The organism is Mesorhizobium sp. WSM4814, from assembly GCF_055811595.1.
Genome location: NZ_JBVVQT010000025.1, coordinates 33214 through 58307 on the forward strand (window position 1 = coordinate 33214; position 25094 = coordinate 58307).

Consider the following 25094-nt stretch of genomic DNA (forward strand, 5'->3'; position numbering starts at 1 on the left):
TCAACGATTCCTGGCGATGAACGGGCCTGGCAGCGCGACTGCCTACCATCGCATGGCGGATGTATCAGGCTTTCGCGAAATCGACGTCAGCCTAGCCAATCAGCACGCGCGGCTCGAAGCGGCCGTTGACCGGAATGTCGAGCAGAAACGTCATGCCGGCTTGCGGATCCAGCAGGCGCTGTTTCTCATCCTTGCCCGACCAGGCGGAGGTGACCGCCAGCCGGTCGGCATTCCTGCCGACAAAGGCCGGGCAGGACGGCTGCGTCACCGGCATCGCGACCGAACGGATGAGCTTGCCGTCAGGCCCGTAGGCTTCAACGACGCTGCCGCCCCAGCAGGCGTTCCACAGGACACCGTCGCGATCGAGCACCGAACCGTCGATATAGCCCTTGGCCTTGCGGTGATCGACGAAGATTTTTGGCTCGCCAGCCGGCAGGCCGGCCGCCGGATCGCAGCCGACGCGCATCAACAGGCCGGTGCTGGTATCGGTGTAATGGGCAACGGTTCCATCTTCGGAAAAACAGATCGAGTTCGACACCGTGATGTCTGAATAGAGCCGGCGCAATTCACCCCTGAAGAACCAGTAGATCGAGCCAGCGGCCTTTGCCTCGCCCTTGCCCATCGTGCCGACCCAAAAGGCGCCGCAGGGATGGACGCGCGAATCGTTCGAGCGCGTCGCCGGATTGTCGGCCTCGATGGCCGTATGCAGCGTCATTTTGCCGGTCGCCACGTCGCGGACATGCAGGCCGGTTTCGGTGGCGATCAACTGTCTTTTGTCGTCGACGACGGCGATCGCGCTGGCCATTTGGCCAAGCTCGTGGATTTTGACGGCACCGCCGGACAGGGGCTTTTCCAGAAGCTGGCCGTTGACGATGTCGAACCAGTAGAGCGTTTCGGTGGCGGGGTCATAGCTCGGGCCTTCGCCGAGTTGACAGACATGGTCGGAAAAAACCGAAACGATGGCTTCGCTCATGGCGCTGCTCCAAACGCTGCGTCCCAGGCCGCGACTGCGGCCTGCGCCCGCGTTGCCACCTCGTCGACGCTCATACCAGGCTTGAACAGACTGGAGCCGAGGCCGAAGACGCTGACACCGGCCGCCTTGTAGCCGGCAAAGTCCTTCTCCGACACGCCGCCGACCGCGCCGACCAGCGTCTCAGCCGGCAAAACGGCGCGCATCGCCGCGATCCCGGCCGCGCCGAGCACGCTGGCCGGGAAGAATTTCAGCGCCGAGGCGCCGAGCCCGATGGCCTGGAAGGCTTCGGTCGGCGTGAATACGCCCGGCATCGTCACCATGCCGTAATTCATGGCGCGACCCATGACCTCGGCATCGATGTTGGGGCTGACCAGCAGCCGCCCGCCGGCCTTCTCCAATCCGTCGACATCGGCTGCGGTCAACACAGTCCCCGCGCCGACCAATGCCGTCGCCGGCAGCGCCTCAACGATTCTCGCGATGGAGACAAACGGATCCGGCGAATTGAGCGGCACTTCGATCGTTTCGATGCCGGCCTCGAAGATCGCCCGGCCGACGGCCACCGCCTCGTCCGGCTTGAGGCCGCGCAGGATGGCGACAAGCCCGCGCTCGAGCTTCGGAAACGATGCGGTCTCGGTCATGCGGCAACTCCGCTGTTGTCGATCATGTCTGGGCAATCATGCCATTTTTGCGCGCCGCCTCGATGAGGCCGGCACGCACCGCCTCGTCGGCATCGACGGCTCTCACCGCAAGCCCGGCAAGACCGAGCGCCTCAGTGTAGAGGGTGCCGAGCGCGCCGGATGCGACCAGCACGATCGACGCCGCGCCTTTTCGATAGCGGCGGCTGGCCGAGGCGATCTCGCCGCCGATCAGCAGGCCGGACAGGCAAGCAGCGGCATCGTCGGGTTTCAGGTCCTGCAATAGGCCCGCAGCGCGGATCGAGAACAGCCTCGATGTGACATCGCCGCCCTCGGCCAGCGCGATCTCGCACCAGCGCTGGAAAAACGGATTGCCTGGTGCAACCGGCTTGGGCTGCTCGCCCAGCGAATGGCGCAGGATCGAATGCGCCGCCAGCACCGAAAACAGCTCGCCGGTCGGCCAGGTGCCAAAACCGGCAACGGCGCCGTCCTCGACCAGCACCCATTTGGAGTGGGTGCCGGGCATGCAGACGAGATGGCGGCTTGTTGCCGGCAAACCGGCGCCGGCAAGCTGCGTTTCCTCGCCGCGCATGACGTCAGGCGCGTCGGCCTGGCGCTGGGCAAGGCCCGGCACGATGCGGATATCGCGGCGCTGGCCTGGAACGCGCGCAGCACCGGCAAGGATGGCGCCGATCGGCGCCGGCACGCTGACATAGGGCGCCTCCAGCCAGCCCTGGCGCGAGCCGGCCATGCCGCAGATGATCACGGGCATCGTTTTCGGCGCGCCCATCGCCGCCAGATGTCCTTCGAGGATGGTCGAAAATCCGGCCGCCTGCGCGGTGATCAGCCCGTCGTCGCCGCGACGCTCGGCGAGGACATTTCCGGCCTCATCGACCAGCCAGACCCTGAGACGGGTGGTGCCCCAATCGACGGCGGCCACAGAAGGCACGTTGCTCGCTGAGTTCACAGGAAGCCCCCGTCGACGATCAGCATCTGCGCGGTCAGCATGCGCGAAGCGTCCGACGCCAGGAACAGCACCGTGCCGACGACGTCTTCCGGCTGCATCACCTGCTTGATGCATTGCTTGGCCACGTGGGCGGAGAGCGCCTTTTCGGTGACCCAGAGCTGCTTCTGCCGCTCGGTGATCACCCAGCCGGGTGCGATCGCATTGACGCGAATGCCGTCGGCGCCGAGCTTGCCGGCAAGCCCCTTGGTCAGGCCGACGATTCCGGCCTTGGCGGCGGTATAGGCCGGCATGTCGGGGTGATTGATCAGGAACGACGTCGACGTGAAGTTGATGATCGAGCCGCCGCCGGCGCGCTTCATGCCCGGCGCCACCGCCTGTGCGGAGAAGAAATGCGGACGCAGGTTGACCGCCTGGTTGTTGTCCCAGAACTCCACGGTGACGTCTTCCACCGCGTGGCGATCGTCAAGTGCTGCATTGTTGACCAGCACGGTGACGTCGCCATGCGCCTCTGCGGCCCTGGCGGCCGAAGCCCGCAGCGCCTCGACGTCGCGTATGTCGGTCTTGAGATAGAGGGGGCGGCGGCCGAGATCCTTTTCGATGCGGTCGGCCAGCGCCAGGCTCGGGGCGTCGGCGATGTCGATGAAGGCGACCTTTGCCCCCTGGCGGGCAAAACCCTCGGTCAGCGCCGCGCCGATGCCGGAGCCACCGCCGGTGATCAGCACCGAAGCGCCCTCAAGGTCGGCAAAGCGCGCCGATGGCATCATTTTTTTCTCCTCGCGCATGGCCCCGAAAATCGGTTGCGATTTACGGAAAGGATCATGCGCAAAATCAAAGTGCTACAGCGTCGTTTGCGCGTCCAAAAGGACGCGCGGCACCGTAGGCTCGGTCGGCGCGCATCCTAGCCAGCCCGGTCGGGGGAGCAAGGGAGAAAAAGCAAATTCGCGGGCTTATGTCTGACAAGTCGCTCGTCAGATCGCCTTGACGCGCAAGGTGCCACGGAGGCAATTTCTGAGATAGCCGAGCGTGGCATCGAAACCCGACCGGCCCCCCGAACGGGAATCGTTGCCGCCGGCGCAGCCGAACTGACAAGGGCGCTCCGCCTGCGCCTCATCGAGGCCCAGCAGGCGCTCCTCAAAATGTCGCGATTGGCAGATGACCGGCGAGGTTGTAAGGGCAAGCAGCCCATCCGATCCGCCGGAGATCCGCCATGCCCCTGAAAGTCGCTGTCCAGATGGACCACATCTCCACCGTCTCGATTGCCGGCGACACGTCGTTTGCGCTGTCGCTGGAAGCGCAGCGGCGCGGCCACCAGCTGTTCCATTATACGCCCGACCGGCTGTCGCTGCGTGACGGCAAGGTGTTTGCCGGCGTCGAGGAAATGCAGGTCCGCGACGAGAAGGGCAGTCACTATTCACTCGGCGAGAAAGTGCGCACCGACCTGTCGGAGATGGACGTCGTCCTGCTCAGGCAGGACCCGCCTTTCGACATGAACTACATCACCACGACGCATATGCTCGAGCGCATCCATCCCAGGACGCTGGTGGTCAACGACCCGGCCTGGGTGCGCAACAGCCCGGAAAAAATCTTCGTCACCGAGTTTCCCGACCTGATGCCGGAAACGCTGATCGCCAAGGACAGCCAAGAGGTTGCCGCCTTTCGCAAGGAATTCGGCGACATCATCGTCAAGCCGCTCTACGGCAATGGCGGCGCCGGCATCTTCCACCTGCACGAGGCCGATCGCAACCTCGCCTCGCTGCTCGAAATGTTCGGCCAGATGTTCCGCGAGCCCTACATCGTTCAGCGTTATCTGAAGGAGGTGCGAGCCGGCGACAAGCGCATCATCCTGATCGACGGCGAGCCGGTCGGCGCCATCAACCGGGTGCCGGCCGAGACTGATTCCCGCTCCAACATGCATGTCGGCGGCCGCGCCGAAAAAACGGAACTAACGGAGCGCGAACGCGAGATCTGCGCCCGCATCGGCCCGTCACTGAAGGAGCGCGGCTTTATCCTCGTCGGCATCGACGTGATCGGTGACTACATGACCGAGATCAACGTGACGTCGCCGACCGGCGTGCGCGAGGTGCAGCGTTTTGGTGGCGCCGATATTGCGAGCCTGTTCTGGGATGCGGTCGAGGACAAGCGCAAGTAGCGTCCATGCTTGGCGGAACAGCGGCTTTCCGATCCGTAGCCAATGCGGCGCCATCAAGGCACAACGTTCGATCGTTCCCGTAATGTTCTTGCCTTTGCTCGGCGATTATATATTTGACAGACCCGATGACGCGGCAAGGCGGTTCTGATATGAACCGCGCATGGGGAAAAATCAGCTACCGACTGAGATCAAGCCGCCCGCCATTGAAAGGGCGCGGCGCATTATCGCCGCGTCGTCAAAAATGCACCGCACCAAGATTGGGACGGTCGTGCTGGCGCTCATCCCCGGCTATTTCACCGCTGAATGGTTCAACGGTGCCGGCCTGATGGAACCTGCAGAGACTCTTGCGGGCTATCTCTGGTTCCTCATCGGTCATCCGGTAACGCACGGCGTTTTGCTATTGGTTGCATGTTGCCTTTTCTGGTCGGCCGGAACGCAGGCCGTTGCCGCCGAAGACGAAGCAGCGGCACGTCTAGCCAGGGCGACCAAAGAGACAGCAGAGCAAACAGACAAGCACACCGATGAGGTGGCGAAGCGGATCAACGATGACGTTTCGCGCACGTTAGGACAGATGAAGGCAACCGTTGAGGCCGTCAAACACCGCTACGATCAGCGTGCGAAAGCATCAGATGATTTTTGGCGGGCGGCAGCCTTTCAAAAGATCGCACTGGATATGGTCGATAGTTCGAAAATGCGTGCAACTCACATTGAGCGGTTCGCTTCCGATCTTAATCCGACGCACGACTTTCGCGAACCGTCGCTAAGCCGATTGATTTCTGACTGGGATAGGCAAATTGAAAATGTTGCACCCCACGGGATGATCCCACCCGACTTCAAAAGCATCTCTGAAATGCAAATAAGCGAGGCCGTAGTCCCAGAGGCCGATCACCTCCCCATAAAATACCAGAGATCATACAAAGAGTGGCACATTCGACGGGAACGTTTTGACCGTATCCTCCAGGACTTTTTGAAACAGCAGACCCAAAAAATGGCGAATTCGGAATCTATGCTAAAGGTTCCGATAGGCGCGCCCGAATAGAGACGCCGTGCCTCGTCGTTTAGGGGGGATTGGCTAAGGCTTCTTAGGTTGCGGCGGCTTGTCTTCCTTCGGCGGCGGCGCCTTCACCACCTTCTTTAACACGCGGTCAAAGGCTTCCTCTGACTGGTCGGTTTCCAGCTCGCGGGCGGCCTCGCGGAACTTGTCGATTTGCGGCTTAGGCGTGTCCTGCTTTTGCGTAGGGTGAGTCATAAAAATTGACATCCTTGATTACGATGCGGCTGCCGTCCACGGCGAAGAAGACATCGATTGATGGCATACCTATGGAACGCGCACCATCAAACACAAATGATCGGATTGGGGCTACCAAGGGCTGCCCTGCGTATTGATCCCGGGAAAGTACCCATACAACCATGTTCCACGCATCTTCAGCCCTAGGCCATTTCTCCAATGCGTCATTCACGGCGAGGCGAACTTCCTCCTCCTCGCAAACGTCAAGCATTAAATAAGTCCACGTTCCCTGGCGCGCGCCAAGTGACGCTTTCTCTCTTCCTCGTTCGGCTCACGGATGCGCGAGGCCAATAGCGCAGTAAATGGAAGTGGCTCTTTCATCTTTGCGATCTCCCATGCGTAATCATGGGATTCTTCGCTTATCGATTCTGCCGTATGATCCTCGACAATGTGCTTTATCCAATAGTCTATGGCCGCTTTTTCTTCAGCGCTGAACCAATGCTGATCAGGCTTTTGCAAAACCTTGAAACGCCATATCGGGCGATCATAGACCCTGTCTTCCCATTGTTCGATGGCACCATCTCTGACCAATTCACTCCTAATGGCCATACCATCTCGCGGGATAGGACCGCGCTTCTCGCGAATGTAGGGGGCTCCTGTGATCGATTGTCCCGAAAGCATGTAGCGACGAGCGTCGGCAAACCACGCGATCTTGTAGAGCTTGGTAGCTCCAAATTTTGGGTGAGAGCCAGCGGCCCAAATCACATAGTGAATTAGGTTCTTTAGCCGGCTTCGGTCATATAGCCTATCAGGCATCCTTCGTCTTCTAAGCGGTATGATGCACTTTGCGTAGGGATACCGCGTTCGCGTTCAAGTCCGCTCACGATACACCAAACGGCGTCCCTTTGCACCTTTTAGAGCGATCAGCGAGCGAACGTTGTCCTCAATGCCCATGGCCGAACGGTTTGAATAGCGGAAGTCAAATTCGGCCAGATAGCGGTGCAGATGGTGTTCGGCGCAATGCTGGTAAACGCCTTTCATGCCGCGCTTGAAAATCGAATAGAAGCCTTCGACGGTATTGGTGTTGATGTTGATGCGCTCGCCAGCGCCGTTGATTTCGATGCGGCCATATTCGTTGACGCCATGTTCGACGCGGCCATGGGAAACGAACTCGCCGCCGACACGCTTGTAGACATGAGCTTCATCGGTCATCAGCGCCGTTTCCTTTGCGATGTTGGCGCGAACAATCGGGACCACCTTGGCAATCGACGTGCTGTCGATATGGAACGAACGGGCAATGCCGCCGCGCTCGACAAGGGTAAGCACGGTGTTCTTGTGAGCCGATCCGGTCGTCTGCTTGGGAACGCCCGCCAGACGGCCAATGTAGGTTTCGTCAACCTCAACGAATTTGCCGTTGCCGCCCATGGGTGTGAAGTCATCCGAGCGCATGGCCTCGCGAATGCGGTGCGACAGGAACCAGGCCGTCTTGTAGGTGCATTCCAGAACCCGGTGCATCTGGTGCGAGGAAATGCCCTTCTTTGACGAGCACATGAGGTGGATGGCCTGCAACCACTTGTGCAGCGGAAGGTGGCTTTCCTCGAAGATCGAGCCCATGCGAACCGTGAACTTCTTGCGGCAGTCGCGGCACTTGTAGAGGCCGTGGATTTCGACGCCGTTCGGGTTCTTCTTCGAAGCCTTGGTGCGAACGCCCTTCAATGCGTAGTGCTTTTCCATCGAGCCGCAGTGATGGCAGACCGGACCCTGCGGCCAAAGCATCGCCTCGACATGCTCAAATGCGGCGGCTTCGTTATGGAAGTAGGGGCGGGACAGAACGGACATGGCGATAACTCCTTGGAATCGTTATCGCACTTTCGATTGGGTCTGTCAAATATATAATCGCCCTTTGCTCAAAATCTGTGGTTGTCTCAGATGACGCCGTTCGCGGCATGATCGCATGGGCTTCGGGCGAGCCCATGTCCGGGGGCAGAAAAATGGTTGCGCGGGTCCGCACGGTCGCTTTCCAGGGCATCGAGGCCGTGCCGGTCGACGTGCAGGTGATGATCGCGCCCGGCAAGGTCAACATGCACATCGTCGGCCTCGGCGACAAGGCGGTGGCCGAAAGCCGGGAGCGGGTGCAGGCGGCGCTGCACGCATCGGGCCTGTCGATGCCATCGAAGAAGGTCACCGTCAATCTGGCGCCCGCCGATCTGCCCAAGGAAGGCAGCCATTACGATTTCCCGATCGCGCTTGGCCTGATGGCGGCGCTTGGCGCCATTCCAGGCGACATGCTGGCCGGCTATGTTGTGCTTGGCGAACTGTCGCTCGACGGCACCATCGCCGCGGTGGCCGGCGCGCTGCCGGCGGCGATCGGCGCCAATGCCGAAGGCAAGGGCCTGATCTGCCCTTTCGCCTGCGGCCCGGAAGCGGCGTGGGCCGGCAAGGATTTCGACATTCTGGCGCCGCGCAGCCTGATCGCCATCGCCAATCATTTTCGCGGCACGCAGGTGCTGTCGCGGCCGGAGGCAGGAATCCACGCCTCGGCGCGCGACCTGCCGGATCTTGCCGACATCAAGGGCCAGGAGACCGCCAAGCGGGCACTCGAAGTGGCGGCGGCCGGCGGCCATAACATGCTGATGATCGGTCCGCCAGGATCGGGAAAATCGATGCTGGCGCAGCGGCTGCCGTCGATCCTGCCGCCGCTGGCGCCGCGGGAATTGCTCGAAGTCTCGATGATCGCCTCGGTGGCCGGCGAGCTTGGTGAAGGCAAGCTGACCGACCGGCGGCCGTTCCGCGCGCCGCACCATTCGGCCTCGATGGCAGCGCTGGTCGGCGGCGGCCTGCGCGTGCGGCCGGGCGAGGCCTCGCTGGCCCACCACGGCGTGCTGTTCCTCGACGAGTTTCCCGAATTCTCGCCGCAGGCGCTCGACGCGCTGCGCCAGCCGCTGGAGACCGGCGACTGCATGATCGCCCGCGCCAATCATCGCGTCACCTATCCGGCGCGCATCCAGCTGGTCACGGCGATGAACCCGTGCCGCTGCGGGATGGCCGGCGAGCCGGGCTATCGCTGCCTGCGCGGCGACCGCTGCCGCACCGACTACCAGGCGCGCATATCAGGCCCGCTGCTCGACCGCATTGATCTCCGGATCGAGGTGCCGGCGGTCTCGGCCAGCGATCTGATCCGGCCGGACCGGGCGGAGAAAAGTGCCGACGTGGCGCTGCGCGTGGCCCGCGCGCGGACAACCCAGCGCGAACGTTTCGAGCGGCTCGGCGCGACCTCCGTCACCACCAACGCGCACTGCTCCCCCTCTGTCATCGAGGAGATCGCGATGCCGGATGCATCAGGCCTGTCGCTGCTCAGGGATGCCAGTGAAAAGCTCGGCTTTTCGGCGCGGGCCTATCACCGGGTGCTGAAGGTGGCGCGGACATTGGCCGATCTCGAGGCCAGCGAGACTGTCGGCCGCATCCATCTGGCCGAGGCGATTTCGTACCGCATGAGTTCGGAGCGAATGGCGCAGGCGGCGTGACGTTCCCCTCCCCCTTGAGGGTCCCTTGAGGGAGGGTGACCGGCCCGGCCCGCCGCGGCAGCTACTTAACCGGGATCATGAGATGTGCGTAGGGAGTGCCCGCCCACATCACATATGGCCTGGACGTGTCAGGTTTGGGGTCAGCCGGATAGCCCTGCATCATATCCATTGCGTTGACGATCATCACGTGCGGTCCGGTCTCCACCCAATTGTTGCCTTCCTCGGGCTTCGTCGCATAAGGATCGGTGTTGCTGCCGTCGGTGCCGCCGGCCAGCATATACATGAAGCCGACCTTGCCCTTGGGCGGTTCCTTTTTTCCAATCCACGCCATCGCCCATTCCATCGCGTTGGCATCGCCACACATTGGATCCGGGCCAGGTGTGGCCGGGTTGTCCGGCATGCACCAGAAGCCGTTTGTGCCCTCGCGCAGTGTGCGCATTGCACCCTTCTCATCCATAGCGTGGATCGCAGCGCCGCTTGATACAGCGGGGGGTGCGGCGGATTCAGCGCTCTTGATCATCGCAGCGTCATCGGCGGCTGCGCCTTGCATCGCAACCAAACTGCCCGCCGCCACAAGGGCAGCGACCGTCAGAAGCCGTGTCATGGCCGTTCTCCGGTTTTGAGTTCTTGTGCATGATGTCGGACGCACGGCCTCCCAGAGCCGTTTGTCGGTGGTTAAATCGTAGCAGATCGCGTGCACCGGGACAACGATGTCTTAGCATTTGCTAATATCTGTCGGGTTATACTAGAACTCTGTGCGCGCTAGCGAGGGTCTTTCCTTCGCCTTCAGCTCCAACCGTCGCGCATGAAGCACCGGCTCGGTGTAGCCGTTGGGCTGGACCCGGCCCTTGAAGACGAGGTCGCAGGCGGCGAGGAAGGCAATCGACTTGTCGAAGTCAGGGGCCATCGGCCGGTAGAGCGGATCGCCTGCGTTCTGGCGGTCGACGACGCCGGCCATGCGCTTCATCGTCTCCATCACCTGGTCTGAGGTGCACACGCCGTGATGCAGCCAGTTGGCGATGTGTTGCGAGGAGATGCGCAGCGTGGCGCGGTCCTCCATCAGGCCTACGTCATTGATGTCAGGCACTTTCGAGCAGCCGACGCCCTGGTCGATCCAACGGACGACATAGCCCAGAATGCCTTGCGCGTTGTTGTCGAGCTCGTTCTGGACCTCCGCCGGCGACCAGTTCGGCCGCACCGCTACCGGCACCGACAAGATGTCGTCGAGCTTTGCCTTGGGGCGGCTCTTCAGCGCCGCCTGCATAGCGCCGACGTCGACCTTGTGGTAATGGGTGGCGTGCAGCGTCGCCGCTGTCGGCGACGGCACCCAGGCGGTGTTGGCGCCGGCCCTGGGATGGGCGATCTTTTCCGCCAGCATCGCCGCCATCAGATCGGGCATCGCCCACATGCCCTTGCCGATCTGGGCGCGGCCGGCCAGCCCGCATTCCAGCCCGGCGTCGACGTTCCAGGCTTCGTAGGCGGCAATCCAGACGGCCTGCTTCATGTCGCCCTTGCGGATCATCGGGCCGGCTTCCATCGAGGTGTGGATCTCGTCGCCGGTGCGGTCGAGAAAACCGGTGTTGATGAAGACGACGCGATCTTTGGCGGCGCGGATCGCCTCCTTGAGGTTGACGGTGGTGCGCCGCTCCTCGTCCATAATGCCCATCTTGATGGTGTTTTTCGCCATGCCGAGCACCGCCTCGACACGGTCGAATATCTCGACGGCGAAGGCAACTTCTTCCGGGCCGTGCATCTTGGGCTTTACGACATACATCGAGCCCGCGCGCGAGTTTAGCCGGCGGCCGTTCGGGCCGACATCGTGTAGCGCGATCAGCGCCGTCATCGTCGCATCCATGATGCCTTCCGGCACTTCGTTGCCGTCGCGGTCCGTAATCGCCGGATTGGTCATGAGGTGGCCGACGTTGCGGATCAGCATCAGCGAGCGGCCGGGCAGGGACAGCGTGCCCCCATCAGGCGCGGTGTACGACCGGTCGGGATTGAGTTTACGCGTAAACGTGCTGCCAGCCTTGGTGATCTCCTCGGCAAGGTCGCCCTTCATCAGGCCGAGCCAGTTGCGGTAGACCAAAACCTTGTCCTGCGCATCGACCGCCGCGACCGAATCCTCGCAGTCCTGAATGGTGGTCAGCGCCGATTCCAGCACGATGTCGGCAATGCCTGCCGGATCGGTCTTGCCGATCTGGTTGCTGCGGTCGATCACAATCTCGATATGCAGGCCATTGCGGGTGAGCAGGACGGCTTCGGGATTATCGGCGTCGCCGCGATAGCCGGCAAACTGTTTGGGATCGGCGAGCGTGGTGGCGCCGGCGCCCTCGCCCAGCCGCAGCATGCCGTTGGCCACGGAAAGCCCGTTCACCCCTGCCCATTTGCCGGTCGTCAGCGGGACCGAATCGTCGAGAAAACCCTTCGCCCAGGCAATGACCCTGGCGCCGCGCTCGGGATTGAACCTGGCGCCCCTCTCGGCGCCGTCGGTCTCTGGAATGGCGTCGGTGCCGTAGAGCGCATCATAGAGCGAGCCCCAGCGCGCATTGGCGGCATTCAGCGCGTAACGCGCGTTCATCACCGGCACCACCAATTGCGGCCCGGCAACCATCGAGATCTCAGGGTCGACATTGTCCGTCGCTACGGAGAAGGCCGGCCCTTCCGGCACGAGATAGCCGATTTCCCTCAGGAAATCCTTGTAGGCTTCCATGTCGCTGGGCGCGCCATTGTCGTGATACCAGCGGTCGATCTGGCCTTGCAGCGCGTCGCGCTTTGCGAGCAGAGCCCGGTTCTTCGGCGCCAAATCATCCACGATGGCCGAGAAGCCGGTCCACAAGGCGTCGGCTGCAATGCAGGTGCCCCGCAGCGCCTCGTTCACGACGAAATCATAAAGTTCGCGGGCAATCCGCAATCCGGCGATTTCGACGCGATCGGTCATCGGGGCTTTCTCCAGGCGAAAGGCTTTGGCCGGGCCTTTGACATGTCAGGGTGGCAGGGTCAATTCAGCTTAGGGTGAAGGTAGGGCAAATCGCTTCCATTTCGAATGCCGCCTCACCCTCTGCGTTGACGCAGGCTGGTGCGGCTCCCCCTTCTCCCACAAGGCGCCCTACACCGCGATCCTTGGCCTGCCCGACGCCACCGCCACCACATGCGCCTCGATGAACATGCGCTGGCCCTCGACGGTCGAAACGCGGAATTCGCTGGCGATCTCGATTTCGGCGCTGTCGGTGCCGGCGTCCCTGGCCCGCCCGGCGGCAATGGCGCGGACATCGGTTTCCGCTGCCGCGATCGCCGCCGCCTCGTCATTGAAGTCGCGCACGCTTTCGCCCGAGGCGACGCGAAACAGCCCTTCCTGGGGCTGGCTGACGCGCGCCTCCGCCGAAACCCTGACCTGGCCGACGACGGCGCCGAGCGCATTGGCGACATCGGTATCTTCGGGCACCACGCAGTCATGGCCGACCAGCGGCGGCAGCCCGGCATAATGCAGCGGCGCCGAGGCGCCGAGGCCGATGACCGGGCGGTCGAGCGCGACGCTGAGCCGTGCGATGCCGGGATGGGAATCGACGGCGCGCTGGACCAGCGCGTGCGCCACGGTCGCCGCGCCATCCAGCCCGTCCTCGGCAAAGGCGGTTTCGAGGATGACTTCCGCCGACAGCCGGGTCAGCGTGGTCAGTACCCGTTCCGAGATCGCCTCCGTCGTGGCGGCGATCGCCTGTCCGCGGCCGTCGCGCTTGCGGGCGAACAGCTCGGCACCGAGCCGAGCCGTGGCGGCATCCCAGTTGGCCTGCTTGCCCAGCACATGGGCGGCGTCCGACGGCGTAAAGCCGGCGACATGCACCAGCCCGCGCGACACCAACCGGTTCAAGGTGGCGTTCTGGGCATTTGATGTCAAAAGCCGGTCGACGGCGAGCGGCGTCGCGCCGATCAGTTCATAAAGCTTGGCCTCGGCGCCGGTCAGGCCGGCAGCCAGCCGCTCCGGCACGCCAGTCCTGACCGCCAGCCGGCCATCCATGCGGCTGGGGTTGGCCGCGCGGATTTGGCGTTCCAGTTCGACGGTCACCGCTTCGCCATGCATCATGCCGGCCAGCGCCAGCGGCACCAGGCGGCGCGGCCCGAGCAGGATTCTTGGGTTGAGCGCGCCATCCTCCAGCGTCACTTCGGAATCGCCGCCGAGTCCAAAGGTGCGCATGGCGACCGCCTCGACCATGGTGCGGAAGCCGCCGACGGTGGCGCCTTCCGGGTCAAGCCTGGGACGGCCCTGGTCGAGCACGGCAACGTCGGTGGTGGTGCCGCCGATGTCGGAGACGACTGCATTGTCGAGGCCGGTCATGTGGCGAGCGCCGACAAGGCTGGCGGCCGGGCCTGAAAGAATCGTCTCGATCGGCCGCTGGCGGGCGAAGGCGGCCGAGACCAGGGCGCCGTCGCCGCGCACCACCATCAGCGGAGCGGCGATGCCGCGCGCAGCAAGAAAGCCCTCGGTCGCCGCCACCAGCCGGTCGATCATCGAGATCAGCCTGGCGTTGAGCAGCGTCGTCAGCGCCCGGCGTGGGCCGCCGAGCTTGGCCGAAAGCTCGTGGCTGGCGGTGACCGGCAGGCCGGTTACGTCGCGGATCAGGTTCCGCGCGCTTAGCTCATGCGCCGGGTTGCGAGTGGCGAAATAGGCGCAGACGGCAAAGCCGGACACCGAGGCGCCCAGTTCCGGCAGCGCTGCCTCCAGCCCGGACAGATCGAGTTTCGCCGCATTGCCGTGGACATCGTGGCCGCCGGGGCAGAACACGACAGGGTCGGTGCCGAGTGCGGTCTTCAGCCCGTCGCGGGCAAGGTCGCCCTCGGCAAAGCCGATCATCACCAGCGCGACGCGGCCGCCCTGGCCCTCTACCAGCGCATTGGTGGCAAGTGTCGTCGACATCGACACCAGTTTGATCGCTGCAGGGTCGGTGCCGGCTTTTTGCAGCACCGCATCGACCGCGCCCGAAATGCCGACCGCCAGATCGTGACGGGTGGTCAGCGCCTTGGCCTTGGCCAGAACCTTTCCGTTAGCGCCACCGGCTTCCGACCACAGCACGGCATCGGTATAGGTGCCGCCGGTGTCGATGCCGAGGAACAGGGGGGAGGATTTGGAGGTCATTGGCGGATCCGGGATTTTGCTCCCCGCCCTTAGCCGATACGCGCCGGCTGATAAAGCCGCGAGCGCTGGGCCACGAAGCCTGATCCCCCCTCAGCTACGCGCGGACGGCTTCTCAATCGCCCATCTTCAGCGCCTGGATAAACGCCTCCTGCGGGATGTCGACCTTGCCGAACTGGCGCATCCGCTTCTTGCCCTCTTTCTGCTTGTCGAGCAGCTTGCGCTTGCGCGAGACGTCGCCGCCGTAGCATTTGGCAGTGACATCCTTGCGCAGCGCCGAGATCGTCTCGCGGGCGATGACCTTGCCGCCGATTGCCGCCTGGATCGGGATCTTGAACAGATGGTTCGGGATCAGTTCCTTCAGCTTCTCGCACATCAGCCGGCCGCGCTTTTCTGCCGCCGTGCGGTGGACCAGCATCGACAGCGCGTCGACCGGCTCCTCGTTGACCAGGATCGACATTTTAACCAGGTCGCCCTCGCGATAGTCGGTCAAATGATAGTCGAAAGAGGCGTAGCCCTTGGAGATCGACTTCAGCCGGTCGTAAAAGTCGAAGACGACCTCGTTGAGCGGCAGGTCGTAGGTCAGCATGGCGCGCTTGCCGACATAGGACAGGTCGGCCTGGATGCCGCGCCGGTCCTGGCAGAGTTTTAGGATGCCGCCGAGATACTCGTCCGGCGTCAGAATGGTGGCGCGGATCCACGGCTCCTCGATGGCCGATATCTTGACCACGTCGGGCATGTCGGCGGGGTTGTGCAATTCCTTGGTCGTGCCGTCGTTCAACAGCAGCCGGTAGACGACCGACGGCGCCGTGGCGATGAGGTCGAGGTTGAACTCGCGCTCCAGCCGCTCCTGGATGATTTCCAGATGCAGCAGGCCGAGGAAGCCGCAGCGATAGCCGAAACCGAGCGCGGCGCTGGTTTCCATTTCAAAGGAGAAAGAAGCGTCGTTGAGGCGCAGCTTGCCGACTGCGGCGCGCAGATCCTCGAAATCGGCGGCGTCGACCGGGAACAGGCCGCAGAACACCACCGGCTGCGCCGGCTTGAAGCCGGGCAGGGCCTGTGCCGTCTGGCGCTTGTCCTCGGTGATGGTGTCGCCGACGCGGGTATCGGCGACTTCCTTGATCGAGCCGGTGAAGAAGCCGAACTCGCCGGGGCCGAGCTCGTCTACATTGATGCGGGCCGGCGTGAAGACGCCGGTGCGCTCGACCAGGTACTTGGCGCCGGTGCCCATCATGCGAATGGTCTGGCCCTTCTTCAGCACGCCGTCGATGATGCGGACCAGCACGATAACGCCGAGATAGGCGTCGTACCAGCTGTCGACCAGCATCGCCTTCAGCGGGGCAGCAATGTCGCCCTCGCGCGGCGGCGGCAAATCGTTGACGATCGCCTCCAGCACATCGGGAATCCCGAGGCCGGTCTTGGCCGAGATCAGCACGGCGTTGGAGGCATCGATGCCGATCACCTCCTCGACCTGCTCGCGGATGCGCTCGGGCTCGGCGGCCGGCAGGTCGACCTTGTTCAGTACCACGACGATCTCGTGGTTGTTGTCGATGGCCTGATAGACATTGGCCAATGTCTGCGCCTCGACGCCTTGCGAGGCATCGACGACCAGCAGCGAGCCCTCGCAGGCGGCCAGCGACCGCGACACTTCATAGGCGAAGTCGACATGGCCGGGCGTGTCGATCAGATTCAGGATATAATCCTCGCCGTTGCTGGCGTGGTATTTCAGCCGCACCGTCTGCGCCTTGATGGTAATGCCGCGCTCGCGCTCGATATCCATCGAGTCCAGCACCTGCTCCTTCATGTCGCGCAGCTCCAGCCCGCCGGTCAGCTGGATCAGCCGGTCGGCAAGCGTGGATTTGCCATGGTCGATATGCGCGACGATGGAGAAATTGCGGATGTTCTTGATCGGCGTGGTCATGTCGGGCGCTTTAGCAGGGGCAGCTTGCCCGGGCAAGCGGCCGGGCGCCGCATGAGCCGCCGGCGATCGCAACGTCGTTAAACTTTGCTCCATCAGATTAGGGCATAATTCGCGCCCTGCGTAATAGGCACGACCTGTTACCGTTTGGAGAACACGAAATGCCACTGTTCGGAAGCCATTTTCTCAGTTCCGAGAGCGGCTCCTTAGCGCCGATACTCGCCATTATGCTTATCCCGATGTGTGCCGCTCTGGGCCTCTCGGTCGACTATAACGCGGCCATTGCGACCAAGGGATCGATGCAGAATGCGCTCGATGCCGCGACGCTGTCGATCACGACGCTGCCAACCAGCACGTTACTGGCGGACCGTCAGGTGAAACTGCAGGAGTCGTTTACGGCCAATAGCGGGCAAGGCACCGCCAAGCTCGATAGCTTCGTCGTCGCCGCCGACGGCACCGCCAGCATCGATGCTTCGGCCAAGTTTGCCATGCCGACGAACTTCATGCAGATCGTCCACGTCGACACGGTGCAGATCGGCGTCGCGTCGGCAGTGCGCAAGCGGCCGGCGCTGGTGCAGACCACGTTCAAGGTCGACAAGGTTTCGGGCCATTGGAACAAGACAATGACGCTCTACGGCACGAAATTCACCGAGACGGCGATCAATCCGCTGATGAAGATCACTTATGTCTACAACAATTTTGGTGATCCGAAAGGCTACGGCACGTCGACAGTGTATACGGTCAACGGAGCGACGAGCACGAAGGTCCAGGAACAGAAATGCACGACCAAGACGGTGCAGAATTTTAACGGCCTGCCTACCGGGGCGATTACCCAGACGAGCGGCAACAAGAAATACCTGACCACCTGCACCAACACCATGTACCCCGCGAACGGCGCCGGCGCGGTGATCGACGTCAGCCTGATGGATGTGCTGTATCTGCAGATGGATGTGCCATCGGCCCAAACACCCAAGCTCAAGTCGAATGACGCAAACACATCGAACCGGTTGTACATCGACAGCGTTGAAGTCGCGCACGGCAAACTGGTGGACATCTTCACCGCCGTGCCGTGCGGCCAACCCAGCCAGCAGGCCTGGGAAGACGGCGGCAATCCCGTACCGGCTCCGGTGTCCAACGCCGACTTCTTCTACACCGTGACCGGCAAGTGCGACTTCAATCAGCGGCCTTCGCAAACAGTGCTTACGCAATAGGGGCAGGCGCCTGAGCTGCCAATCTGCCCCCTTGTGGGGGAGATGGCCGGCAGGCCAGAGGGGGGCGCTGTCCCGCGGCCTTGCCAAGATCGAAAATCCCGCCGCCGTGATCCACCCCTGTTGCCAGGAGATTCGACCGCCTCTCCGGTTATCGATGCATTAACCTGGCGTTAGGGAGCGAGGCCACTGCACGCAAGGGCTGCCTCGCCGCGCTTTACGTCGCCCCCCTCTGTCCTGCCGGACATGTCCCCCACAAGGAGGAGGGAGATTGGATGTCGCACCCGCTTTCGCCAATATCCAGCGTTGCAAAAACAACGAGCCTTCCGATCACGAAGCGGTGATGGCTGTAACGAAAGCCCAGGCGGCGGCGAAGAGCTGATGTGATCGCCATTCCGGCGCGCCACCAACCTGGAGACCATCATGACCAACCTCACCCGCCTGACCTTGCCGGCACTTGCCTTCGCACTGTGCTCGACGGCGCTTTTCGCCGGCGGCATTGCGCGCGCCGAAGATGCGATGAAGCCGGCCGATGCGATGGCGACCGACGCCATGAAGCCGGCGACCGACGCGATGAAGCCGGCGGATCCGATGGCGGCCGAAAAGATGAAGGACTGCATGGACAAGGCTGCCATGGAAACCGACGCGATGAAAAAGGACGAGGCGACCAAGGCCTGCGACGCGATGGGGACGGCCAAGTAGGCCCGCGTCCGCGAACGGGGCGCGGCCGAATGCACGCGCCCGCACGGCAATGTGAGGCCGCGACGGACCTATCTGTCGTATAATCGTAAACTCACGCATGGGAGAGCAGAGATGACCGGCATTGAAAAAACCGCCGCGAAACGGTGGATGAACTTCGCCAGGGGCGCGCTTGCGGCGCTGATGCTCGCGGCGGCCGGCGCCGCCTTGTGGCAGACGCCGGCAATTTCGGCCGAGGAGGCGGTGGTGATCCCGCCGCCGGCGATGGACGAGAAACCCGCCGCCGGCACCGCCAAGGCGGTCTTCGCCGGCGGCTGCTTCTGGGGCGTGCAAGGCGTGTTCCAGCACGTCAAGGGCGTGACCAGTGCCGTCTCCGGCTATGCCGGCGGCGACAAGGACACCGCCGTCTACGAGACGGTCGGCACCGGCCGGACCGGGCATGCCGAGGCCGTCGAGATCATCTACGAGCCGTCCAAAGTCAGTTACGGCCAGCTGCTGCAGGTGTATTTCTCGGTCGCGCACAACCCGACGCAGCTGAACTACCAGGGTCCGGACCGCGGCCCGCAATACCGTTCGACGATCTTTGCCGAAAGCGACGCGCAGAAGAAGATCGCCGAGAGCTATATCGCCCAGCTCGACAAGGCCAACGTGTTTCCGGAGCCGATCGTGACCACGCTGGAGACGGGGAAAAAATTCTATCCGGCCGAGGACTACCACCAGGACTTTTTGACGCTGAACCCGACCTATCCCTACATCGTCTACAACGACCTGCCCAAGGTCGAGAATTTGAAGACGCTATTCCCAGACCTCTACAGCGACAAGCCGGTGCTGGTGCTGGCCGGCAACAAGAGCTGATCTTTTGCCAGTGTGTACTTGGTGCGTCCTAATGGACGCATGTCGGCGTCAGGTGTGGTGAGGTACAGGTCAGGCCGCGCCGAAAATGGTGGATTCCGAGAACCGGAACGGAGCGCACTTTCGGGTACGCGAGTACCGCCGGGTGCAGGCCGGCTGAATATCAACACAGCTTATTGCACGCCCAGAAACTGCCGGAGCTCCGGCGTCCTGGGATTGGAAAAAACGTCCTCGGGGGCGCCGATCTCGTGGACACGACCCTGATGCATGAAGACGACGCGCGAGCAGACGTCGCGGGCAAAGCGCATCTCGTGGGTGACCATCACCAGCGTCATGCCTTCCGCCGCCAATTCCTTGACGACGGCCAGCACTTCGGCGACGAGCTCGGGATCGAGCGCCGAGGTGATCTCGTCGCATAGCAGCGCGATGGGCTGCATGGCGAGCGCCCGGGCGATCGCCACGCGCTGCTGCTGGCCGCCGGACAATTCGTCCGGCAACGCATCGAACTTGTGGGCGAGACCGACGCGGTCGAGCATTTTTCGCGCGACCGCCTCGGCGTCGTTCTTCGGCGTCTTCTTCACCACCATCTGCGACAGCATGACATTGCCGCCGGCGGTGAGATGCGGAAACAGGTTGAATTGCTGAAAAATCATGCCGACCTTCAGGCGCAGCGCCTTGAGATGCACCTCGTCGGGCAGGAACTGGGCGCCGGCGACGACGATCGAGCCTTCATCGATGGTCTCGAGCCCGTTGATGCAGCGCAGCAGCGTCGACTTGCCCGAACCGCTCTTGCCGATGATGGCGACGACCTCGCCCGGCGCGACGTCGATGGAAATCCCCTTCAGCACCTCGTTGTCGCCGAAGCGCTTCTTCACCTCAGTGATTGCGATGAGCGACATTGAGCTTCCTTTCCAGGAGCTGGCTGGATTTCGACAGCGGCCAGCACAAAGCAAAGTAGATGAGCGCGACCAGGCCATAGACGGTGAACGGCTGGAACGTCGCGTTGGTGACGATCGAACCGGCCTTCGACAGTTCGACGAAGCCGATGATCGAGGTGAGCGCGGTGCCCTTCACCACCTGCACCGAGAAGCCAACGGTCGGCGGCACCGCCACTTTCAGGGCCTGCGGCAGGATAACGTAGCGCATCTGCTGGAGATAACCCATGCCGAGGCTGGCTGACGCCTCCCATTGACCCTTAGCAATGCTCTCGACGCAGCCGCGCCAGATTTCGGCGAGGAAGGCGGCAGTCCACAGGATGAGCGCGACACAGGCGGCAAGCCAGGCGGGAACGTCGATGCCGAACAGGCCAAGACCGAAGAATGCCAGAAAGAGCTGCATCAGCAGCGGCGTGCCCTGAAACAGCTGGATGTAGCCCCGTGACAGAAACTGCATCCCACGCCGACCGCCGATGCGCAGGAAAAGCAGGGCCGCACCGACGATGCCGCCGCCGATGAAGGAGACCAGCGAGAGGACAACGGTCCAGCGGGCGGCCAGAAGCAGATTGCGCAGGATGTCCCAGAAGCTGAACTCGGTCATGGCGCCTGTCTCATCGCGACGCCTTCCTCGGGAACAGCATCTCGCCCAGGCCGGCCAGCAGCTGGCGCAGCAGGATGGCGAGCGCCAGGTAGATCAAGGTGGAGACGATGTAGGTTTCGAAGGCCCTGAAATTGCGCGACTGGATAAAATTGGCGGCGAAGGTCAGGTCCTCAGCGGCAATCTGCGAAACGACGGCCGAACCCAGCATGACGATGACGATCTGCGACGACAGCGCAGGCCAGATGCGCTGCAGCGCCGGGACCAGAACCACGTGCCAGAAGGTCTGGAACGGGGTCATGGCGAGGCTGGCGCCGGCCTCGAACTGGCCGCGCGACGTGGCCTGGATTCCGGCGCGGATGATCTCGCAGCTGTAGGCGCCGAGGTTGACAATCATGGCGAGGTTGGCGGCGGTCAGTTCCGACATCCTGATACCAAGCGACGGCAGGCCGAAGAAGATGAAGAACAGCTGGATGAGGAAGGGCGTGTTGCGGATCAGCTCGACATAGGTCGCAACAACGGGTTTTAGCCATTTCGGCCCCAGCGCCCGCACCCAGGCGCAGGCAATGCCCAATGCCACGCCGAACACCGCGCCGATCAGGATAAGCTGCACGGTGATCCGGATGCCCCTGAGCAGCACCGGCAGAGATCCGATCAGCCAGCTGAAATCGAACTGATAGGTCATGACTTGCTATCCGACCTCAGCCACACGCGGCGGGCGGCGATCACAGCTCAGCCGGCAGGTCCACCTTCAGCCATTTTTGCGAAATGGCGTTGAGGGCTCCATCGGACCTGGCGGCGGCGATGATCCCGTTGATCTTGGCCATCAACGCCGGCTGCTCCTTGTTCATGCCGATGTAGCAAGGCGAGTTCTTGATCAGGAACTTGAGTTCCGGCCGCTTAGGCGGGTTCTTTTCGAGGATGGCGGCGGCGACGACATTCCCGGTCGCGATCACCTCGACCTGGCCCGACAGGAAAGCGGAAATAGTGCCGTTATTGTCCTCGTAGCGCTTGATCTCGACGCTCGCGGGCACAACCCTGGTCAGTTCGAGATCTTCGATCGCGCCGCGGGTGACGCCAACGGTCTTGCCGGCGAGGTCTTCCGCTTTTGCGACGGCGACGTCTGCCGGAGCGAACACGCCGTTGTAGAACGGAGCATAGGCTTCGGAAAAGTCGATGACCTTCTCGCGATCGGGATTCTTGCCGAGGCTGGAAATGACCAGGTCGACTTTGTTGGTCTGGAGATAGGGAATGCGGTTGGCGCTGGTGACCGGGACGATCTCGAGCTTGGCGCCGAGCTTTTCGCCAATCAGATTGGCGATGTCGACGTCGTAGCCTTGCGGCGTCATGTCGGCGCCGACACTGCCGAAGGGCGGGAAATCCTGTGGTACGGCGATGCGGACGGTGCCGCGCGCCGCGATGTCGCTCAAGGCGTCGGCCCGCGCCTGCGGAGACGAAGGCATGGCCATTCCAACGGCGGCGGCGAAGGCCAGCATGCAGACATTGCGACGGTTCATTATCTTTCCCTTTGACTGGACAAAACCAATTGGTCGCCAGGGCAAAGCAACAGACATGCCAAACCATCGAAATCGCTGCGAATCGGACTTTCCCGGCGGGATTGGCAAGGTGGGATTGGCAAGGCAGTCTTCACGAGCCCCTGCCGCCCGAGCAATCGACTGCCTAAATATTGTGCAGTTCGGCGGTTTGCCAGTCAGTCGTAGGTCAGATCCGTCGCCTTGCCGCCGAAGACGCGGTAAGCATAAAACGAATAGAAAATGATGATCGGCAGCACCACCACCGTGCCGGCCAGGATGATGGCGAGGCTTTCCGGCGCGGACGCCGCCTGCCAGATGGTCAGCCTGTCGGGCACGACGAAGGGATAGAACGACCAGGCGAGGCCGGCAAAGCCCAGCGTGAAGATGGCGGCCAGCGTCAGGAACGGCGTCAGCGCATGGCGGTCGCCGGCCTTGGGCAGATGGAAGGTCTGCCGCCACAGCCATGCGAACAGCACCGCCGACAGGACCGGCAGCGGCGACAAATAGAGCATGGCCGGCCAGACGAACCATTTGTCGAAGATGCGCGGACTGGCGAGCGGCGTGGCCAGCGACACGGCGACCATGCCGAGCGCGGTCAGCACCAGCGCCCGGCGCAGCCATAGCACCGCCTTCTTCTGCAATTCGCCTTCCGTCTTGTAGATGACCCAGGCCGCGCCCATCGCCGCGTAGGCGGCGGCAAGGCAGAGCGCCACCAGCGCGCCGAAGGCCATGCCGCCGAGGCCGACATCAAGGCCCAGCACATAGATCCCCAGCATGTAGCCCTGCGCCAGCGATGCGATGACCGAGCCCAGAAAGAAGATGCGGTTCCAGCGATGCTTGTGACCGGCCGGCACCTTGGCCCGGAAATCGAAGGCAACGCCGCGCAGGATCAGGCCGACAAGGAGCAGGAAGACCGGAATGTAGAGCGCGGTGAGGATGGTGCCGTGCGCCAGCGGGAAGGCGACCAGCAGCAGGCCGACGGCCAGCACCAGCCAGGTCTCGTTGGCGTCCCAGAACGGCCCTATTGCGGCGATCATCGTGTCCTGCTCGGCGTCTCCGGCGGCTGCGAACAGGATGCCGATACCGAGGTCAAAGCCGTCGAGGATGACGTAGATCAGGATGGCAAGGCCCATCAGGCCGGCGAAGATGAGGGGGAGCAATGTCGGCCAGTCGAGGGTCATCGCCGTTCTCCTATTTCGCCGCCGGCTGCGACAGCGGCGCGTCGAGAACGCCCGGCAGCGGCGAGGCATCGCCGTCCTTCGCCGCCTTCAGCGCCAGATAGACCAGCACGCCGAGATAGGCGATCAGAAGCAGCGCATAGAGGATGAGATAGACCGCGAGCGACAGCGCGACCTGGCTGCCGGCGACCGGGCCGACGGCATCGACAGTTTTCAGCACGCCGGCGACCAGCCACGGTTGGCGGCCGATCTCGGTGGTGTACCAGCCAGCCAGCGTCGCCAGCCAGCCGGACAGCGCCATCGGCACCATCACCAGCGCCAGCGGTCTCGGCAGGCTGTGCCGGCGCTTGAGGAAAAAGGCGGCCGACCAGGAGACGACGAGCATCAGGACGCCGGTGCCGACCATGATGCGAAAAGCCCAGAACACCGGGAACACCGGCGGGTGGTTGCCGGCATAGTCGTTCAGCCCCGGCACGACGCCGCTGGCGCTGTGCCTGAGGATGAGGCTGGCGCCATCGGGGATGGTGATCTCGTATTTGTTCTCCCTTGCCGCCTCGTCGGGAAGCGCGAAAAGGACCAGCGGCACGTTGGGGCCGGTGTTCCAGTTGGCCTCCATGGCGGCGATCTTCTGCGGCTGATGCTCGAGCGTGTTGAGGCCATGCTGGTCGCCGGCGAAGATCTGGATGGGGATCAGGATCGCCGCGGTGAAGACACCGGTGCGCAAGGCCTTCCACATCGATTCCGAACGGTCGCCATAGAGATAGCGCAGCGCCGACAGGCCGGCGATCAGGAACGAAACCGTCAGGCCGGAGGCAAGCAGCATGTGGACGAGCCGGTAGGGCATGGACGGGTTGAAGACGATCGCCCACCAGTCGGTAGCGTGGGCTACGCCGTCGCGCATCTCGAAGCCGACCGGCGTCTGCATCCATGAATTGAGCGCGATGATCCAGAAGGCGGACAGGGTGGTGCCGCCGGCCACCAGCACGGTTGCCAGCGTGTGGATGCGGTTGGAGACGCGGCGGAAGCCGAACAGCATGATGCCGAGGAACGCCGCCTCGAGGAAGAAGGCGGTGAGTATCTCATAGGCGAGCAGCGGGCCGGCGATGTTGCCGACGGTCTCCATGTAACCCGGCCAGTTGGTGCCGAACTGGAAGCTCATGGTGACGCCCGAAACCACGCCCATGGCGAAGGACAGCGCGAACACCTTCACCCAGGTGAAATAGGCGCGCATCCAGGCGGTATCGCCGGTGGCGTTGTAGCGAAGCTTGAAGAACAGCAGCATCCAGCCAAGCGCGATGGTGATAGCCGGAAACAGGATATGGAACGAGATGTTGGCGCCGAACTGGATGCGCGAAAGGATGAGCGGGTCCATGGCGGGCTCCGGCTGCTGCTATGTCAGGGAAGATAGGCCGGATGCGCCAGGCGGTCAAAGCGGCGTGGCGTCACGCGAGGCGGAACGCCGCAGGACCGCGGCAGCGGTGGATGCGCCGATGTCCAGAATGTCAGGAGTGCCATTGACTTCCGGCCGCGCGCACCGACATTCAGCGGACTAAATCAACAGACCTCCTTT

The 25094-nt window shown here is 63.1% G+C and carries 23 protein-coding genes; 6 read left to right on the forward strand and 17 right to left on the reverse strand.

Translation table 11 applies throughout. The features are described 5' to 3' along the window. Positions 1–91 precede the first annotated feature (91 nt). Genes AC0L2V_RS27305 through AC0L2V_RS27320 form a run of 4 tightly spaced genes read right to left on the reverse strand, consistent with a single transcriptional unit; the run spans position 92 to position 3339 of the window. A complete protein-coding gene (locus AC0L2V_RS27305; RefSeq protein ID WP_473508025.1) occupies positions 92–973 on the reverse strand; it encodes an SMP-30/gluconolactonase/LRE family protein in 882 nt (293 codons plus the stop codon). Continuing rightward, on the reverse strand, positions 970–1611 hold the full coding sequence (locus AC0L2V_RS27310) for a 2-dehydro-3-deoxy-6-phosphogalactonate aldolase (RefSeq protein ID WP_473508026.1): 642 nt from the start codon (positions 1609–1611) through the stop codon (positions 970–972). Before AC0L2V_RS27310 ends, AC0L2V_RS27305 begins: the two co-directional genes overlap by 4 nt. A 22-nt stretch (positions 1612–1633) precedes the next feature. Beyond that, on the reverse strand, positions 1634–2575 hold the full coding sequence (locus AC0L2V_RS27315; RefSeq protein ID WP_473508027.1) for a 2-dehydro-3-deoxygalactonokinase: 942 nt from the start codon (positions 2573–2575) through the stop codon (positions 1634–1636). Next, entirely contained in the window at positions 2572–3339 is a 768-nt protein-coding gene (locus tag AC0L2V_RS27320) for an SDR family NAD(P)-dependent oxidoreductase (protein WP_473508028.1), read from the reverse strand. Before AC0L2V_RS27320 ends, AC0L2V_RS27315 begins: the two co-directional genes overlap by 4 nt. 443 nt (positions 3340–3782) lie before the next feature. Here AC0L2V_RS27320 and gshB point away from each other — a divergent pair, with 443 nt between their 5' ends. After that, positions 3783–4724, forward strand: a complete 942-nt coding sequence (gshB, locus tag AC0L2V_RS27325; RefSeq protein ID WP_473508029.1) for a glutathione synthase — start codon at positions 3783–3785, stop codon at positions 4722–4724. 160 nt (positions 4725–4884) lie between these two features. Further along, the gene (locus AC0L2V_RS27330; protein WP_473521722.1) at positions 4885–5763 is read left to right on the forward strand and encodes a hypothetical protein; all 879 of its coding nucleotides are present in this window, start codon (positions 4885–4887) and stop codon (positions 5761–5763) included. A gap of 33 nt (positions 5764–5796) precedes the next feature. On the opposite strand, the gene AC0L2V_RS27335 is transcribed toward AC0L2V_RS27330, so the two are convergent. From AC0L2V_RS27335 to AC0L2V_RS27345, 3 genes are all read right to left on the reverse strand, one after another. Then, positions 5797–5973, reverse strand: coding sequence for a DNA-binding protein (locus tag AC0L2V_RS27335; RefSeq protein ID WP_473521723.1), 177 nt, complete (start codon positions 5971–5973; stop codon positions 5797–5799). A 249-nt stretch (positions 5974–6222) separates the two neighbouring features. Further along, on the reverse strand, positions 6223–6768 hold the full coding sequence (locus tag AC0L2V_RS27340; protein WP_473521724.1) for a Panacea domain-containing protein: 546 nt from the start codon (positions 6766–6768) through the stop codon (positions 6223–6225). Positions 6769–6822: 54 nt separating this feature from the next. Then, positions 6823–7791 carry an IS1595 family transposase gene (locus AC0L2V_RS27345; RefSeq protein WP_473521725.1) on the reverse strand — a complete coding sequence of 323 codons (969 nt, stop codon included), beginning with the start codon at positions 7789–7791 and terminating at the stop codon, positions 6823–6825. 152 nt (positions 7792–7943) lie between these two features. Here AC0L2V_RS27345 and AC0L2V_RS27350 point away from each other — a divergent pair, with 152 nt between their 5' ends. Continuing rightward, positions 7944–9476, forward strand: coding sequence for a YifB family Mg chelatase-like AAA ATPase (locus tag AC0L2V_RS27350; protein ID WP_473521726.1), 1533 nt, complete (start codon positions 7944–7946; stop codon positions 9474–9476). A gap of 61 nt (positions 9477–9537) precedes the next feature. On the opposite strand, the gene AC0L2V_RS27355 is transcribed toward AC0L2V_RS27350, so the two are convergent. The 4 genes from AC0L2V_RS27355 to lepA all read right to left on the reverse strand — a co-directional run bounded on the left by AC0L2V_RS27355 (position 9538) and on the right by lepA (position 16522). Continuing rightward, a complete protein-coding gene (locus AC0L2V_RS27355) occupies positions 9538–10080 on the reverse strand; it encodes a hypothetical protein (RefSeq protein WP_287068089.1) in 543 nt (180 codons plus the stop codon). Positions 10081–10221: 141 nt separating this feature from the next. Then, entirely contained in the window at positions 10222–12414 is a 2193-nt protein-coding gene (locus tag AC0L2V_RS27360; protein WP_473508030.1) for a malate synthase G, read from the reverse strand. A gap of 168 nt (positions 12415–12582) precedes the next feature. Further along, a complete protein-coding gene (locus AC0L2V_RS27365) occupies positions 12583–14604 on the reverse strand; it encodes a hydantoinase/oxoprolinase N-terminal domain-containing protein (RefSeq protein ID WP_473508031.1) in 2022 nt (673 codons plus the stop codon). 112 nt (positions 14605–14716) lie between these two features. Then, positions 14717–16522 carry a translation elongation factor 4 gene (gene lepA, locus AC0L2V_RS27370; protein ID WP_287206326.1) on the reverse strand — a complete coding sequence of 602 codons (1806 nt, stop codon included), beginning with the start codon at positions 16520–16522 and terminating at the stop codon, positions 14717–14719. 158 nt (positions 16523–16680) lie between these two features. On the opposite strand from lepA, the gene AC0L2V_RS27375 reads away from it, so the two are divergent. From AC0L2V_RS27375 to msrA, 3 genes are all read left to right on the forward strand, one after another. Continuing rightward, positions 16681–17730 (forward strand): TadE/TadG family type IV pilus assembly protein, encoded by a 1050-nt coding sequence (locus AC0L2V_RS27375; RefSeq protein WP_473508032.1) that lies wholly within the window; start codon positions 16681–16683, stop codon positions 17728–17730. A 420-nt stretch (positions 17731–18150) separates the two neighbouring features. Next, positions 18151–18429, forward strand: a complete 279-nt coding sequence (locus tag AC0L2V_RS27380; RefSeq protein WP_128245691.1) for a hypothetical protein — start codon at positions 18151–18153, stop codon at positions 18427–18429. 111 nt (positions 18430–18540) lie between these two features. Next, positions 18541–19281, forward strand: coding sequence for a peptide-methionine (S)-S-oxide reductase MsrA (msrA, locus tag AC0L2V_RS27385; RefSeq protein WP_473508033.1), 741 nt, complete (start codon positions 18541–18543; stop codon positions 19279–19281). Positions 19282–19451: 170 nt separating this feature from the next. Here the strand turns inward: msrA and AC0L2V_RS27390 are convergent, their stop codons facing one another. The 6 genes from AC0L2V_RS27390 to AC0L2V_RS27415 all read right to left on the reverse strand — a co-directional run bounded on the left by AC0L2V_RS27390 (position 19452) and on the right by AC0L2V_RS27415 (position 24896). Further along, positions 19452–20177: an amino acid ABC transporter ATP-binding protein gene (locus AC0L2V_RS27390; protein ID WP_473508034.1), complete on the reverse strand. Its 726-nt coding sequence runs from the start codon at positions 20175–20177 to the stop codon at positions 19452–19454. Further along, on the reverse strand, positions 20155–20814 hold the full coding sequence (locus tag AC0L2V_RS27395) for an amino acid ABC transporter permease (protein ID WP_091591934.1): 660 nt from the start codon (positions 20812–20814) through the stop codon (positions 20155–20157). Before AC0L2V_RS27395 ends, AC0L2V_RS27390 begins: the two co-directional genes overlap by 23 nt. A gap of 10 nt (positions 20815–20824) precedes the next feature. Next, the gene (locus AC0L2V_RS27400; RefSeq protein ID WP_473508035.1) at positions 20825–21496 is read right to left on the reverse strand and encodes an amino acid ABC transporter permease; all 672 of its coding nucleotides are present in this window, start codon (positions 21494–21496) and stop codon (positions 20825–20827) included. Between the two features lie 40 nt (positions 21497–21536). Beyond that, entirely contained in the window at positions 21537–22331 is a 795-nt protein-coding gene (locus tag AC0L2V_RS27405; RefSeq protein WP_473508081.1) for a transporter substrate-binding domain-containing protein, read from the reverse strand. A 191-nt stretch (positions 22332–22522) separates the two neighbouring features. Beyond that, entirely contained in the window at positions 22523–23527 is a 1005-nt protein-coding gene (locus AC0L2V_RS27410; protein ID WP_091591938.1) for a cytochrome d ubiquinol oxidase subunit II, read from the reverse strand. 10 nt (positions 23528–23537) lie between these two features. Beyond that, on the reverse strand, positions 23538–24896 hold the full coding sequence (locus AC0L2V_RS27415; protein ID WP_473508036.1) for a cytochrome ubiquinol oxidase subunit I: 1359 nt from the start codon (positions 24894–24896) through the stop codon (positions 23538–23540). Between the last annotated feature and the right edge of the window lie 198 nt (positions 24897–25094).